Here is a 14,860-nt window from a genome sequence, read left to right on the forward strand (position 1 = left end):
GGCCGGGCGGGCCGTCGTTCTCCACCATCCTGCTGCCCGGCCTCGTCGGCTCGTCCATCATCATGCAGGCGATGATGGCGGTGATCTTCCCGCTGATGATGGAGCTGACCTGGCAGAAGTCGATCACCGACCGGGCGCTGGCGCCGGTGCCGGTGCCGCTGCTGGCCGCGCAGAAGATCATCGCGGCGGCGGCGCAGGGGCTGATCGGCGGGCTGCTGGTCTTCCCGGCGGTGCTGTTCATCCACGCCGAGGGCGAGGCGCCCTCGGTGCACGTGGGCAACTGGCCGGTGCTGATCCTGGTCATGGTGGCCGGGTCGCTGCTGTCGGCGGCGGGCGGCCTGCTGCTCGGCACGATCATGAACCCGCAGAAGGTCCAGGTCCTGTTCGCGATGGTGCTGCTGCCGATGACGATGCTCGGCTGCGTGTACTACCCGTGGTCGGCGCTGGACAACATCCGCTGGCTGCAGATCGCCAGCCTGTTCAACCCCCTCGTCTACGTCAGCGAGGGGCTGCGGAGCGCGCTCACCCCGGACATCCCGCACATGCCGGTCTGGGCGTTCCTGCTGGCCATCGTCGGCGGGACCGTCCTGCTGACGTGGGCCGCGACGCGCACCTTCACCAAGCGCGTGCTCACCTGATCTGAGGCGCGAGCGGGGCCCGGGGGTTTTGCCATCCCCCGGGCCCCTGTGGTTGCCGCCCAATTCGCACGCCGGCGCCAGGTGGACGCGGATCATTCTGAACGCTCCAGCGCGTTGCCGTTACGCCATCGCCCCACGAGCGGAGCGAGCCGGATTCGAACCGGCATTTCCGGAGTCGCCGTCCGCGTCCGAGCGGACCGGCGATGAGCGGCGGATGCTGAGCTTCGAGCGAGAATCTGAGGTTGAGCGGGCGGCTGCCTCTACCGGTTGGGCCACCCCGGCGCGGGTGCCGGGGGCGGGATTCGAACCCGCACTGAACGCTCACCCTGGTCAGCTTCGGCTTCAGCTTCAGCTTGCGCTCCTCGCGCACCCCCCGCGCGGCGGGGGGAGTCTGTTGAGTTGTCGTGCCGCGTCGTCGCGGGCCGTCCGGCCGCGGCGGGACCGCCGCGGCCGGAGGTCAGCCGAAGATGTAGCCGAACACCGCGTCGCCGACGCGCTGGTCGGTCACCTCGGCGCCGTTGGCCTCCTCCCGCGCGAACTTCACCGCGTCCCGCACCCGCTCGACGCGGTCGAGCAGCTCGTTGACCCGCCGGGCGGGCAGCGCGCCGGAGAACTTCACCGTCGTCCAGTGGCCGACGGCGATGTCCTCGTAGTAGACCTCGACCTGCGCCGGGTGCTTCTCGGTCGCCTCCGCCTTGACGTGGTTGCGCGGCACCTTCTTGGTCTTCACCGTGCGGACCGGCTCGGTCCGCCACACGTCGGTGGACGGGTCGAAGGTCCACGTCTCGGCCGCGTCCAGGATCGGCAGCTTGCGCAGGAAGGCGTGCAGGTCGGTCAGCTGCTTCTCCAGGAACAGCAGGTAGGTGACCGGCACGTCGCGCAGCAGGGTGGTGCCGTCCACGGCCACGTCGGCGCGGGCGAGGCAGTTCGCCCAGTCCTTGGTGGCGGTGACGTCGAGCAGCCGCGTGAGCGAGCGCGTCACGTCCCGCAGCACGCCCTCCACCGTGACCTGGACGCGGGTGGACTCGGCGGGCAGCTGCTCGCCGTCCTCGTCCTTCGGCTGGTAGGTCCGCGAGATGCCGGACAGCAGCGGGGCCTTCTGCGTCGCCTGGTGCGCCGCCGCCAGGTCCTGGGCGGACTTGCTCTTCACGCCCTTCTCGACCGCGATGATCTGGTTGAGCTTCGTCGGCATCCCGTTCACTTCCCCTCGTTCTGCGACACGACCGTAGCAGCGGCGATATCGCAAGATCACACCATTTTCGCTACTCCTCCGGGTCCGTCTCGGTGAGGCCGGAAGCGCGGTCCATGCGCAGCCAGCGGGTGAGGCCGAGGGTGCGCAGGAACGGCAGGTCGTGGCTGACCACGATCAGCGCCCCCTCGTAGGCGGAGAGGGCCTGCGCGAGCTGCGCCGCGCTGGCCATGTCGAGGTTGTTCGTCGGCTCGTCCAGCAGGAGCAGCTGCGGGGCGGGCTCGGCGAGCAGCAGCGACGCCAGCACGGCCCGGAACCGCTCCCCGCCCGACAGCGTCCCCGCGCGCTGCTCTACGCGCGCGCCGCGGAACAGGAAGCGGGCGAGACCGGCCCTGATGTCGGTCACCCGGGCCGAGGGCGCCTGAGCGCGGACGTTGTCGATGACGCTCAGGTCGTCGTCCAGGACGTCGAGCCGCTGCGGCAGGTAGCGGACGCCGTCGACGCCGATCGCGACCTCCGTCCCGGCGGGGACGCGCTCACCGGTGAGCATCCGCAGGAACGTCGTCTTGCCGGAGCCGTTCGGGCCGGTCAGCGCGATCCGCTCCGGGCCCCGGACGATCAGCTCGGTGAGCGTGCCGGTCTCCGGCTCGGGCGCGGCCAGCCCGGTCGCGGTGACGACCGTGCGGCCGGCCGGGACGCGGGTCGCGGGCAGCTCGACGCGGATCTCGGCGTCCGCGCGGACGGCCTCCTCAGCCTCGGTGAGCCGGGTGCGGGCGCCGGCCAGCCGCTCCTCGTGCATGAGGCGGTGCTTGCCCGCCGCGACCTGCGCCTGCCGCTTGCGCTCCTGCATGATGATCTTCGGTTCGCGCTTGTTCTCGTACATCTTGTTGCCGTAGCGCTTGCGCCGGGCGAGTTTGACCTGGGCCTCCTCCAGTTCGCGCTTCTGCCGCCGCAGGTCGGTCTCGGCGGACCGGACGGTGCGCTCGGCGGCCTCCTTCTCGACGGCGAGCAGCTCCTCGTAGCCGGTCAGGTTGCCGCCGAACGTACGGATCGCGCCGTCCCGCAGGTCGGCGATCTCGTCGACGCGGTCGAGCAGCTCCCGGTCGTGGCTGACGAGCAGGAGCACGCCCGTCCAGGACTCGACGGCGTCGTAGAGGCGGCGCCGCGCGTCCAGGTCGAGGTTGTTGGTGGGCTCGTCGAGGAGCAGGACGTCGGGCCGGGCGAGGAACTGCGCCGCGAGCCCGACCATCACGGCCTCGCCGCCGGACAGGGTCGGGACGGTGCGGTCCAGGTCGAGGCGGTCGAGCCCGAGCCGGTCGAGCTCGGCGCGGGCGCGCTCCTCGACGTCCCAGTCGTCCCCGACGGCGGCGAAGTTCTCCTCGGTGGCCTCGCCGCGCTCGATGGCGTGCAGCGCGGCGCGGGCGGCGCCGATGCCGAGCAGGTCCGCGACGGTGGCCGCGCCGTCCAGGACGAGGTTCTGCGGCAGGTAGCCGATCTCCCCGTCGACGGCCACGGTGCCCGACGCGGGCCGCAGCTCACCGGCGATGATCTTCAGCAGGGTGGACTTGCCGGAGCCGTTGACGCCGATCAGCCCGGTGCGGCCGGTGCCGAACGCGGCGTCCAGGCCGTCCAGGACGACGGTGCCGTCCGCCCAGGCGAAGGACAGGTCCGAGCAGACGATGGCGAAAGACATGTAGGGCGGTCTCCATGGGGTTCGAAGCGGTTTCGGGCTGCATGGAGACACCGCGGGTCGCGCGACGCGCCGACGGGCATGAGAAAAGCCCGGCGGGACGAGGGTCCGCTCTGAGGTCACGTGCGCGGGCCGGTGACGGCCATACGCGCGGTGTCGGACCTCAGATCCTCAATGGACTCCCCTGCCGGGCGGCGATGTGACGGCGTCGAGAATACCCGATGCCTTAACGCAACACAAGTAGCAATAAGACCCGGCATGCTAGGGCGGATGGGAACCGTCAGCGCCGTGTTCGCCGGGCGCACCGCAGAACTGGCCGCGTTACGCGGGGCGCACGCGCGGGCGTGCGCGGGCGAGCCCGCCGCCGTGCTCGTCGGCGGCGAGGCGGGCGCCGGCAAGACCCGCCTCGTCGCGGAGTTCACCCGCGGCCTGCGCACGCTCACCGGCGGCTGCCTCGACCTCGGCGCGGCGAGCCTCCCGTACGCCCCGTTCAGCGCCGTCCTGCGGCGCGTCGGCCGGGAGGCGGTCGCCGCCCTGCTGCCGGGCGCGGCGCTGCCCGAACTGGCCCGGCTGATGCCCGGCCTGACCGCCGCGCCGCCGCCCCCGGACGACGGCACCGGGCAACTGCGGCTGTTCGAACACCTGCTGACCCTGCTGGAGCGGCTCGCCGAGCGGGAACCGCTCGTCCTGGTGGTCGAGGACGCGCACTGGGCCGACGGCTCCACCCGCGACCTGCTGTCCTTCCTGCTGCGCAACCCGCCGCGCGGCCGGGTGCTGCCGGTCGTCACGTTCCGTCCCGAGGAGCCCGGCACCCGGCCGCTGTTCGCCGAACTGGCACGCCTCCCCCATGTCGCGCGCGTCGACCTGCCGCCGCTCACCCCGTCCGAGGTCGCCGAGCAGGTGCGCGGCATCCTCGGCGCCGCCGACCCGGCCGCGGCGCGGGACGCGCACGCCCGCGCCGGCGGCAACCCCCTGTTCGTGGAGGCCCTCGTCGGCAGCCCCGGCGAGGCGGTCCCCGGTTCGCTGCGCGACCTGCTGCTCGGCCGCGTCCACCGGCTGCCGGACGCGACCCGCGCGGTGCTGCGGGCCGCGAGCGCGGCCGGGGAGCGCGCCGGGCACGCGCTGCTGGCCGCGGTGACGGGCCTGCCCGACGCGGAGGTGAGCGCGGCGCTGCGGCCCGCCGCCGACCGCGGGCTGGTGGTCGCGGACGGGGACGGGTACGCCTTCCGCCACGCCCTCATCCGCGACGCCGTCCACGAGGACCTGCTGCCCGGCGAGCGCGCCGGGCTCCACCGCAGGTACGCCGAGACCATCGAGGAGTCCCCGGAGCTCAGCGACGCCCCTGCGAGCGCCCTGGCCGTGCACTGGCAGGGCTGCGGCGACCACGCGCGGGCCCTCGCCGCCGCGTGGCGGGCCGCCGCCGAGCGGGCGGCGGCCACCGCCTACGCCGAGCAGCTCACCCTGCTGGAACGCGTCCTGGACCTGTGGGACCGGGTGCCGGAGGCCGCGTCCCTGACCGGCCTGTCCCGAGGGCGGGTGCTGGAGGCGGCCGCGGAGGCCGCCGGAGCGGCCGGCGACCCCGGACGCGGCCTGCCGCTCGTCCAGCGCGCCATGGCCGACGCGGGGGACGACGACCCCGACCGGGCCGCGCGGCTGCTGCTGCTCAGGGCGACCATGCGGGGCTTCCAGGGCCGGGAGGACGAACTGGACGACCTGCGCGCGGCCGAGCGGCGCGCCGCCGCCGCGACGCCGGACCGCGTCCGCGCCCTGTCGCACCTGAGCTCCCGCCTGCTCGTCTACGGGGAGCACGCCGAGGGGGAACGGCTCGGACGGGAGGCGCTGGAGCTGGCGCGCGCGCTGGGCCTGAGCTCCGCGATCCCTTCGCTGGAGTCCGTGGTGGCCTTCGCCGTGGCGCGCGACGGCGCGGGCGACCTGGCGCCGCTCGAACGGATCAGGCACCGCGGCCTCGACGCGTGGGCGCTCATCCGGACGCTGAACCGGCTCGTCCACTGCCTCCTGAACCGGGGCCGCACCGGCGAGGCCCTCGCGCTCGCGGACGAGGGGCTCGCCGTCGCGGCGGACGCGGGTCTCGCCCACAGCGCGGGCGACGCGCTCGCCGTCAACCAGATCGAGGCGCTCTACCGGCTCGGCCGCTGGGACGAGGCCGCCCGGACGCTGCAGGGGCGGCTGGACCGCCACCACGCGCCGGCCTTCCGCCGGCAGCTGATGATCTGGCGGATCGCCCTACTGGCGGCGCGCGGCGACGGCCCGCGCCCCGATCCCGAGGCGCTCGCCGCCCCGCTCGACGCCGGGTTCCCGCAGACCGCGCTGCCGCTCGCCCAGATGGTCATCGAGTGGCGGCTGGCGGAGGAGGACCGGCCGGCGGCCCGCGCGACCGCGGATGCCGTCCTGCGCCACCCGCGCCTCACCGTCCAGCCCTGCCACCTGTGGCCGCTGCTGGAGGCGGCCGCGCACGCCGGCGGCCCGCGCCTCCCCGAGATCGCCGCGCTGGCCGCGCGGCTGCCCGCCGAGACACCGGTGGCGGCGGCGCACCGGGCGGCCGTCACCGCGCTGGCCGGCGGCCCGCCGGCCTGGGACACCGCGATCGGCGCCTGGGAGCGGCTGGAGCAGCCGTACCCGCTGGCGCGGTCGCTCTTCGACGCCGCCTGCGCCGACCTGGCCGCCGGGGACCGCGCGAGCGCCGCCGCCCGGCTCGACCGCGCCGCCGCGATCGCCGACCGGCTCGGCGCCGCGCCGCTGGCCCGCCGCGTCTCCGAGCGCGCGCGCCGCGCGGGCCTCGCCGGGCCGTCCGGCGGCCCGCTCACCGCGCGCGAGGCGGAGGTGATGCGGCTGCTGGCACGGGGCCGGACGAACCGGGAGATCGCCGAGGAGCTGGTCATCTCCCCCAAGACCGCGAGCGTCCACGTCTCGCACATCCTCGCCAAGCTCGGCGTCTCCACACGCGGCGAGGCGGCCGCCGCCGCCCGCGACCGCGGCCTCGTCTAACCGGCTCGCCCAGGCGGCCCGCCGCGAAGATAAGCCGGGTCCTTATGGCTCGGGCCCCCTCCTTACCGCGACGGTCGGAGGCATGGAAGCCGCCGTGCGCACATCAGGGCTGCGCCGCGTCTACAAGCGCGGCCGGCAGGACCCCGTCGTCGCCCTGGACGACCTGACCCTGGCCGTCGAGCAGGACGAGATCCACGGGCTGCTCGGGCCGAACGGCGCGGGCAAGACCACCCTCGTCAAGATCCTTTCCACCGTGCTGCTGCCCTCGGGCGGGTCGGCGCGGGTCCTCGGCCGCGACGTGGTCGCCGACACGCGCGCCGTCCGGTCGCGGGTCGGGCTCGTCCTCGGCGGCGACCGGGGGCTCTACGACCGGCTGTCCGCCCGGCGGAACCTGCTGTTCTGGGCCGCCCTCTACAAGCTCGACGCCCGCACCGCGCGCGCCCGCGCCGATGCCCTGCTGGAGCGGGTGGGCCTCGCCGACCGCGCGGACGACCGCGTCGAGCGGTTCTCGCGCGGGATGCGGCAGCGGCTGCACCTCGCGCGGGGCCTCCTCCACGAGCCGCGCGTGCTGTTCCTGGACGAGCCGACGTCCGGGCTCGACCCCGTCGCCGCCGGGGCGTTCCGCCGGCTCGTCCTCGACCTGCGCGCCGAGGGCCGCACCTTCCTGCTGGCCACGCACGACATGGACGAGGCCGCCGCGCTGTGCGACCGGGTCACGCTCATCGACCGCGGGCGCGTCCTGCTGAGCGGGGACACCGCGCGGGCGGGGCGGTACCTCGGCGAGCGCGAGTGCGTCGACTTCACGGGCCCCGAGCCGTCCGTCGCCGAGGACCTGGCGCGGCTGCCGGACGTCATCGACGTCGAGCGGCGGGACGGGGCGGCCTGGCGCGTCCACACCGCCGACCGGGACGGCACTCGCCGCGTCCTCGCCTGGCTGCTGGACCGCGACGTGCTCACCGCCCGGCGCGGCGAACCCACCCTCGAAGAGGTCTACCTGCGCGCCGTCGGCGACCGGGGGATGCGGGTATGAGCACGCTCCGCGCGTGTGCCGGCACGCTCCGCGTGGTGTGGCAGGCGGTGCTGCTCCAGGTCGCGCTGTCGCGGCGCAACCCGGAGCACACGCTGATCCTGCTCATCGCGCCCATGCAGACCACGACGATGCTGGCGCTCACCGTGACGTCGCACCGCCCGGACGCGGTGGCGAACGCCGTCCTCGCGCCGGGGCTGATCGGGCTCTGGGTCGCCGCCCTCGACTACGCGGGGCGCATCGTCCCCGAGGACCGCTGGGCCGGGCGGTTCGCCCCGATGGTCGCCGCCCCGGTCCCGCTCGGCCCGGTCGTCGCCGGGCGGGTCGCCATGGTCGTGGTGGTGGGCGCCGCGGCGTTCGCGGAATCGTGGCTGGTGGCGGCGGTCGGGTTCGGCCGGGTCGTCGCGATCGCCGACCCCGCCCTGTTCGCGCTCGCCGTCGCCGTCACCTGCCTCGCGACGGTCGGCACCGCCACGCTGCTGTCGGCGGTGCTCGTGGTGTCGCGGGCGCGGGACGTCCTGCAGAACTCGCTCGGCTACCCGTTCTACATCCTCGGCGGGATCCTCGTCCCGGTCGCGGCGCTGCCCGGCTGGCTGCACCCGTTCAGCCGGATCGTGTTCCTGTCGTGGAGCGCGGAACTGCTGCGGGACGCCGTCCGCGGCGACGCGGACGGCTGGATCGGGCCCGTCGCGGCGATCCTCGCGCTGGGCGCGGCGGCGATGGCGGCGGGGCTGTGGCTGACGGGCCGCTACGTGGACCGGTCGCGCCGGGAGGGCATGGTGGAGTTCGCGTGAGGCACGTGCTCCGCATCGCCCGGGAGTCGCTGATCCTGGGGTTCGCCGAGATGGGCGCCGTCTACACGTGGAGGACCTGGACGTTCGGGTGGCTCATGAGGCTGCTGTGCCAGGCCGCGTTCTACGCGCTGCTGGGCCGCTACGTCGGCGACGAGGACACGATGCGGTACGTCCTCGTCGGCAACATCGTGGTGCTGGCCTGCATGGAGTCCACGATCGTGGTGATCTCGCTCGCCGGGGAGCGGCGCATGGGGACGCTGCCGCTGCTGGCCATCGCGCCGTCCGGGCACCTGCCGGTGTACCTGGGGCGCGGGCTGCAGTGGACGGTGACCGGGCTGGCCAGCTCCACGGTCGCCTGGCTGGTGCTGCCGCCGCTGCTCGGCGTCCCGCTGCCCTGGCCGGAGGCCGGGTACGCGCTGCCGGTCGTCCTGCTCGTCCTCGCCTGCAGCTACGGGTACGGGTGCGCGCTGGCGGGCATCGCGCTGCGGCTGCGCGGCGTCGAATGGCTCGTGCTGAACGCCGCCTACGGGATCGTGATGACGTTCGGCGGCGTGAACGTCCCCGTCGAGGTCTGGCCCGCGCCGCTGGAGGTCGCGGCGCACGCGCTGCCGGTCGTGCACGGGCTGGAGGCGGTGCGCGGCATCCTCGACGGCGCGCCCGCCGGACACGTCCTGCGGCTGCTCGGGACCGAGGCGCTCGTCGGGGCCTGCTGGTACGCGGTGGCGGCGCTGTCGATGGACCGGCTCGTGTCCGTCGGCCGCCGCGACGGAAGCCTCGACTACGCGGGCTGAGACGCGGCCGTGCCCCTGGACCCGGCGTGGGATCCAGGGGCACGGCCGGACGCGTCAGGCGCCGCGCAGGACGGCTCCGGTGCGCTCGGACGCCGCCGCCACGGCGGAGTCGCGGGCCTGCGAAGCCTCCTCGGCGGTCAGCGTGCGGTCCGGGGCGCGGAACCGCAGCGAGTACGCCAGCGACTTGCGGCCCTCCCCCGCCTGCTCGCCGGTGTAGACGTCGAACAGCCGGATCGCCTCCAGCAGGTCGCCGGCGCCGTCGCGCAGCGCCGACTCGACGTCGGCGGCGGGCACCCCGGCGTCGACGACCAGCGCGACGTCCTGCGTCGCGACCGGGTAGGACGACACGTGCGGCGCGCGGACGGAGACCGGCTCGCCCAGGCGGCGCAGCTCCAGCTCCATCGCGCACGACCGCGCCGGCAGCCCGTACGCCTTGGTGACGCGCGGGTGCAGCTCGCCGGCGTGGCCGACCAGGGTGTCGCCCGCGTACAGCGCGGCGCACCGGCCCGGGTGCCAGGGCGCGTGCTGGTCGGCCTTCGCCGTCAGCTCCACCCCGACCTCGCGGGCCACCGTGCGGGCGGCCTCGATCGCGTCCGCCCACAGCGCCGGGCGGCCCTCGCCCCACCAGCCGGCCGGCTCCCGGTCGCCGGACAGCACGACCGCCACCCGGTGCGGCTGGTCGGGCAGCGCGGCCTCCAGCTCGGCGATCTCCTCGGCCGTCGGGCCGCGGTCGACCGCGAGGCGCGGCGCGCGGTCCGGGGCGTCCGGACGGGGCCGGAACACCACGCCCAGCTCGAACAGGGCGGTGTCGCCGAAGCCGCGCCCCACGTTGAGCGCCAGCGCCTTCAGCAGGCCCGGCAGCAGCGTGGTGCGCAGCAGCGGCTCCTGCTCCGACATCGGGTTGGCGAGCCGCAGCGTCCGCCGCCGCGCGTCGTCGGCGGGGAGCTGGAGGCCGTCCAGGTCCTTCTCGGCGATGAACGGGAAGGCCAGCGCCTCCACGTAGCCCGCGCCGGCGAGGGCGCGGCCGACGCGGCGGCGCACCCGCTGGTGCGGGGTCAGGCCCTGCCCGGCGGCCGGGCGCGGCGCCCGCGCCGGGATGTCCTCGTAGCCTTCGAGGCGGATGACCTCCTCGGCGAGGTCGGCGGGATCCGTCAGGTCGGGGCGCCACGACGGCGGCGTCACCGTCAGCACGTCCTCGCCGGCGACCGCGCAGCCGACCTGCTCCAGCCTGCGGACGACCGCGTCCCGCCCGTAGGAGACGCCCGCGACCTCGTCGGGGTGCCCGGCCGGCATCGTGATCTCGACGCGCTCGACCGGGGCCTCCGCGTGCGTCACCCCCGGCACGACCTCCGCGCCGCCGAGCTCGGCGAGCAGCCGGACCGCCCGGTAGGAGGCGTACAGCGGCAGCTCGCGGTCGACGCCGCGCTCGAAGCGGTGCGACGCCTCGCTGTGCAGCCGGTGCCGGCGGCTCATCCGGGCGGTGCCCATCGCGTCGAAGTGCGCGGCCTCGATGACCATGTCGGACGACCGGTCGTCGATCTCGGTGGCGAGCCCGCCCATCGTGCCGGCCATCGAGATCGGCCCCGACTCGTCGGTGATGAGGATGTCGTCGGGGTCGAGGGTCCGCTGGACGTGGTCGAGCGTCTCCAGCTTCTCGCCGGGGGCGGCGCGCCGCACCACGATCGGGCCGGTGAGCTTGCTCCGGTCGAAGGCGTGCAGCGGCTGGCCGAGCTCCAGCATCAGGTAGTTGGTGATGTCGACGGCGAGCGACACCGGCCGCATCCCGGCGCGGTGCAGGCGGACCCGCATCCACATCGGGGTCTCGGCGTCCGGGTCGAACCCGCGCACCTCCCGCAGCACGAACCGGTCGCACGCGGACGGATCACCGATGCTCGCCGGGTACGCCCCCCCGCCGTCGCCCGGTCCGTCCTCGGCGGGGAGCTCCACGTCGGCCGGGTCCTTGAAGGGGACGCCGTAGGCGGTGGCGGCCTCGCGGGCGATGCCGCGGATCGACAGGGCGTAGCCGCGGTCGGGCGTGACGGCGATGTCGAGGACGTCGTCGCGCAGCCCGAGCAGCTCCACCGCGTCCGCGCCGACCGGCGCGTCCGGCGGCAGGACGAGGATGCCGCTGTGGTCGTCGCCGATGCCGAGCTCGGTGACCGAGCAGATCATGCCCTCGGACAGGTGCCCGTAGGTCTTGCGGGCGCCGATCTCGAACCCGCCGGGCAGCACCCCGCCGGGCAGGATCACCACGACGCGGTCGCCGGCCGCGAAGTTGGTCGCGCCGCACACGATGTTCTGCGGCTCGCCGGTGCCGTTGGCGTCGCCGACGTCCACCTGGCAGTAGCGGATCGGCTTCTTGAAGCCGGTCAGGTCCTCGAACGCCAGCACCTCGCCGACGACCAGCGGGCCGACGATGTCGGCGCCGGCCTGCTCGACGGTCTCGACCTCCAGGCCCGCCGCGATCAGCTCCGCGGCGAGGGCGCGGCCCGTGACGTCGGCGGGCAGCTCGACGTACTCGCGCAGCCAGGAAAGCGGGGCCCGCATCAGATCTCCATCCCGAACGGGAGGGTGAACCGGACGTCGCCCTCCACCATGTCGTACATGTCCTCCACGCCGTGGCGGAACATCAGCGTCCGCTCGACGCCCAGCCCGAACGCCCAGCCGCTGTAGCGGTCCGCGTCGACGCCGCACGCCACCAGCACCCGCGGGTTGACCATGCCGCAGCCGCCCAGCTCGATCCAGCCCTCCGAGCTGCACGTCCGGCACGGGTCGCCGCCCGGCTCCGCGGACGCGCCGCGGCACACGAAGCACTGCATGTCCACCTCGGCGGACGGCTCGGTGAACGGGAAGTACGACGGCCGGAACCGGGTCTTCAGCCCCGCGCCGAACATCCCGGTGACGAACGCGTCGATGCCGCCGCGCAGGTCGGCCATGGTCAGGCCCTCGTCGACCGCGAGCCCCTCCAGCTGGTGGAAGACGGGGCTGTGGGTGGCGTCCAGCTCGTCGGTGCGGAACGTGCGGCCCGGCGCGACCACGTACACCGGCAGCTCCCGCGACAGCAGCGACCGGATCTGCATCGGCGAGGTGTGCGTGCGCATCACCAGGCCGGACCCCTCCGACTCCACGAAGAACGTGTCCTGCATGGTGCGGGCCGGGTGGTCGGGCAGGAAGTTGAGCGCGTCGAAGTTGTACCACTCCGCCTCGACCTCGGGGCCTTCGGAGACCTCGAAGCCCATGGAGACGAAGACGTCGGCCATCCGCTCCTGCATCGTGGTCAGCGGGTGGCGGGCGCCGCGCGGGGCCCGGTCCCACGGAAGGGTGACGTCGACGGTCTCCTCGACGAGGACGCGCTGGTCGCGCTCCTCCTCCAGCTCCGCCTGGCGCTCCTTCAGCGCCTTGGACACCGCGCCGCGGGCGGCGCCGATGCGCTTGCCGGCGTCGGCGCGGGCGGCGGGCGGCAGCGCGCCGATCTCGCGGTTGGCGAGGGCCAGCGGGGAACGGTCGCCGGCGTGCGCCAGGCGGACCTGCTTCAGCGCGTCGAGGTCGGCGGCCGCGGCGATCGCCGCGAGCGCCTCCGTGCGGGCCCGCTCCAGCTCCTCGGGCTGCAGCGCGGACACCTCGACGGGGTCATAGGACTTGTTGGGTGCAGACATGGTGGTGTGATCGACTCCGGTCGGCGTGGGACGCCCGCAGTCTAGTGCGCGGGCGGTGGGGATCCGGAAAGCGTGCGCGTGACGCGCTGGCCCGACCAGGGGCCCGGTGCCGTGCCGTGGCGGCGGCGCGCCGCTCAGCCGGCGTAGTCGGGGGCCCCTGCGGGCACGGTAAATCGGAACTCGGCGCCGCCGCCGGGCGCCCGCCGCACGGTGATCACGCCGCCGTGCGCCTCGACCAGGCCCTTGACGATGTAGAGCCCGAGGCCGGTGCCGCCGCGGCGGTTGCCGCCGGGGCCGCGCCAGAACTGCCGGAAGACGCGCTGGGCGGCCTCGGGCGGGATGCCCTCGCCCTCGTCGCGTACCGACACGGCGGCTCCCTCCCCATGCGCGTCCGGCTCCACCACGATTGTGACGGTACCCGCTCCGTGCCGCACCGCGTTTTCCACAAGGTTGCCGAGGATCTGGTCCATCTTGTCGGGATCGAGCCACATCTCGGGCAGCGCGCCGCGCGCCTCGAACCGGAACCGGTCCTCCGGGTCGCCGGCCGCCACCCGGCCCGCGATGACCTTGCGGACCTCCTCGGGCAGGTCGACGACCTGGCGGCGCATCTCCAGCCGGCCCGCCTCGATGCGGGACACGTCCAGCAGCTCGGTGATCAGCCGGGTGACGCGGTCGGCGTCGGCGTTGACCGTCTCCAGCATGACGCGCTTCTGGTCGTCGTTGAACCGGTGCCACTTGGCCAGCAGCGTCGCGGTGAAGCCCTTCACGCTGGTCAGCGGGGAGCGCAGCTCGTGCGCCACGGTGGAGACGAGGTCGGCGCGGTCGCGCTCCTGGCGGGCGCGGTGCACGGCGTCGCGCAGCGAGACGGTGAACCGTTCCACCCGGCCCCGCTCGTCGCGCCGGTAGGCGGCCGTCACCAGGACCTCGGTGCCGCCGGGCAGGAACAGCACGCGCTCGGGGTGGCGGGTGCGGGTGCGCAGTCCCTCGTAGGGGGCCAGGCACTTCCACCAGTCGCGCCCCTCGGCGTCGTGCAGCGGCAGGACGTCGCGGAAGTCGCGGCCGACGGCGGACTCGGCGCGGACACCGGTGATCCGCGCGGCGGCGGCGTTGAACACCATCACGCGGGCGTCCCGGCCGGCGACCAGCAGCCCGTCGGGCAGGTCGTCCGCGGCGTCCCACTCGGTGCCCGCCGCGTTCCCTCGCCCGGGCACGCGCGCGGCCACGAGAGGGGACTCCTCTCCGCCCACAGCGGCCTCCAGAACACCGTTGAGAACGCGGCCTGTCGAAAAGAGACTCTAGCCGGAGTCGGCCATCTTGCGGGACCCGGAAACCGCCCGGCGGCAAGGCATCTGTAGCCTCCCGGGCGGGGTGCCGCCCCGCCCGCGGGCGGCCTCACCAGCCCGGACCGGCGCCCCTCCCGCGGCGGCCGGGCCGGGTTCCTGACCCGGGGTCCTGACCGGAACCCGGGCCCGGGTCCGTCAGCGGGACCCCGCCGACGGGCCGTAGCCCGCGCAGGCGACGTCGCCCCCGGCGCTGATCGCGAACAGCCGGTGCAGCCCGGTGATGCGGAGCAGCCGCAGTTGGGCGGGCCGGACGCCGGTCAGCGCGATCTCGCCGCCGTCCGCCGCGATCTGGTTGTGCGCGGCGACCAGCGCGCCGAGCCCGGCCGCGTCGCAGAACGGGACGGCGCTGAAGTCGGCCACCAGCCGGCGCGGGCCCGCGCCGGGCAGCCGGCCGTGCAGCTCGACGAGCCCGTCGCGCAGCGCGCCCGCGGTGCGCAGGTCGATCTCCCCGGCCACGGTCACGACGGCCGTGTCACCGCGGACCCGGGCGACCTCGATGCGCAGCCCGGCGGCCCCGGCGGAGGGCGCGGAGCCGGCCGCGGCGGGCGCCCCGCCCGGGGCGCGGCCAGCGACCGCGCCCGCCCGGCACCGCACCTCCGGCGCGCGCCGGCCCGCCCTCCCGGCGGGTCTGGTCCCCTCGGTCATCACGTTCGCCCCCACTCTGCACGGCGTCCTCGCCGCCCCTGGTCAACGCCCTGGTCAACGCACTGATCAACACGGTAGGCA

At 75.1% G+C, this 14,860-nt stretch carries 11 protein-coding genes; 5 read left to right on the top strand and 6 right to left on the bottom strand.

What is annotated here, in order from left to right; genetic code table 11:
- Positions 1-638: ABC transporter permease (locus ETD96_RS06625; RefSeq protein WP_138635387.1), on the top strand; the 638-nt coding region annotated here is incomplete at its 5' end.
- 457 nt (positions 639-1,095) lie between these two features.
- Here ETD96_RS06625 and ETD96_RS06630 read toward each other — a convergent pair.
- Positions 1,096-1,830 (bottom strand): DUF7873 family protein, encoded by a 735-nt coding sequence (locus ETD96_RS06630; protein ID WP_138635388.1) that lies wholly within the window; start codon positions 1,828-1,830, stop codon positions 1,096-1,098.
- A 70-nt stretch (positions 1,831-1,900) separates the two neighbouring features.
- Positions 1,901-3,520, bottom strand: coding sequence for an ABC-F family ATP-binding cassette domain-containing protein (locus ETD96_RS06635; protein ID WP_138635389.1), 1,620 nt, complete (start codon positions 3,518-3,520; stop codon positions 1,901-1,903).
- Between the two features lie 267 nt (positions 3,521-3,787).
- Between ETD96_RS06635 and ETD96_RS06640 the strand changes: the two genes are divergently transcribed.
- The 4 genes from ETD96_RS06640 (at position 3,788) to ETD96_RS06655 (ending at position 9,135) form a co-directional block, all read left to right on the top strand.
- Complete coding sequence (locus tag ETD96_RS06640) at positions 3,788-6,523, top strand: ATP-binding protein (RefSeq protein ID WP_171068893.1); 2,736 nt, start codon at positions 3,788-3,790, stop codon at positions 6,521-6,523.
- Positions 6,524-6,605: 82 nt separating this feature from the next.
- Positions 6,606-7,553: an ABC transporter ATP-binding protein gene (locus ETD96_RS06645; protein WP_138635391.1), complete on the top strand. Its 948-nt coding sequence runs from the start codon at positions 6,606-6,608 to the stop codon at positions 7,551-7,553.
- A complete protein-coding gene (locus tag ETD96_RS06650) occupies positions 7,550-8,344 on the top strand; it encodes an ABC transporter permease (RefSeq protein ID WP_138635392.1) in 795 nt (264 codons plus the stop codon). The genes ETD96_RS06645 and ETD96_RS06650 overlap by 4 nt, the downstream gene beginning before the upstream one ends.
- Entirely contained in the window at positions 8,341-9,135 is a 795-nt protein-coding gene (locus ETD96_RS06655) for an ABC transporter permease (protein ID WP_138635393.1), read from the top strand. Before ETD96_RS06650 ends, ETD96_RS06655 begins: the two co-directional genes overlap by 4 nt.
- 54 nt (positions 9,136-9,189) lie before the next feature.
- Here the strand turns inward: ETD96_RS06655 and pheT are convergent, their stop codons facing one another.
- The 4 genes from pheT to ETD96_RS06675 form a co-directional block, all read right to left on the bottom strand.
- Complete coding sequence (gene pheT, locus ETD96_RS06660) at positions 9,190-11,682, bottom strand: phenylalanine--tRNA ligase subunit beta (RefSeq protein WP_138635394.1); 2,493 nt, start codon at positions 11,680-11,682, stop codon at positions 9,190-9,192.
- Positions 11,682-12,791 carry a phenylalanine--tRNA ligase subunit alpha gene (gene pheS / locus ETD96_RS06665; RefSeq protein WP_138635395.1) on the bottom strand — a complete coding sequence of 370 codons (1,110 nt, stop codon included), beginning with the start codon at positions 12,789-12,791 and terminating at the stop codon, positions 11,682-11,684. The genes pheT and pheS overlap by 1 nt, the downstream gene beginning before the upstream one ends.
- 134 nt (positions 12,792-12,925) lie before the next feature.
- Positions 12,926-14,014, bottom strand: a complete 1,089-nt coding sequence (locus ETD96_RS06670) for a sensor histidine kinase (protein WP_240807318.1) — start codon at positions 14,012-14,014, stop codon at positions 12,926-12,928.
- Positions 14,015-14,269: 255 nt separating this feature from the next.
- Entirely contained in the window at positions 14,270-14,779 is a 510-nt protein-coding gene (locus tag ETD96_RS06675) for an STAS domain-containing protein (RefSeq protein ID WP_138635397.1), read from the bottom strand.
- Positions 14,780-14,860: the final 81 nt, after the last annotated feature.

The organism is Actinomadura geliboluensis (assembly GCF_005889745.1).
GTDB classification, from domain to species: domain Bacteria; phylum Actinomycetota; class Actinomycetes; order Streptosporangiales; family Streptosporangiaceae; genus Spirillospora; species Spirillospora geliboluensis.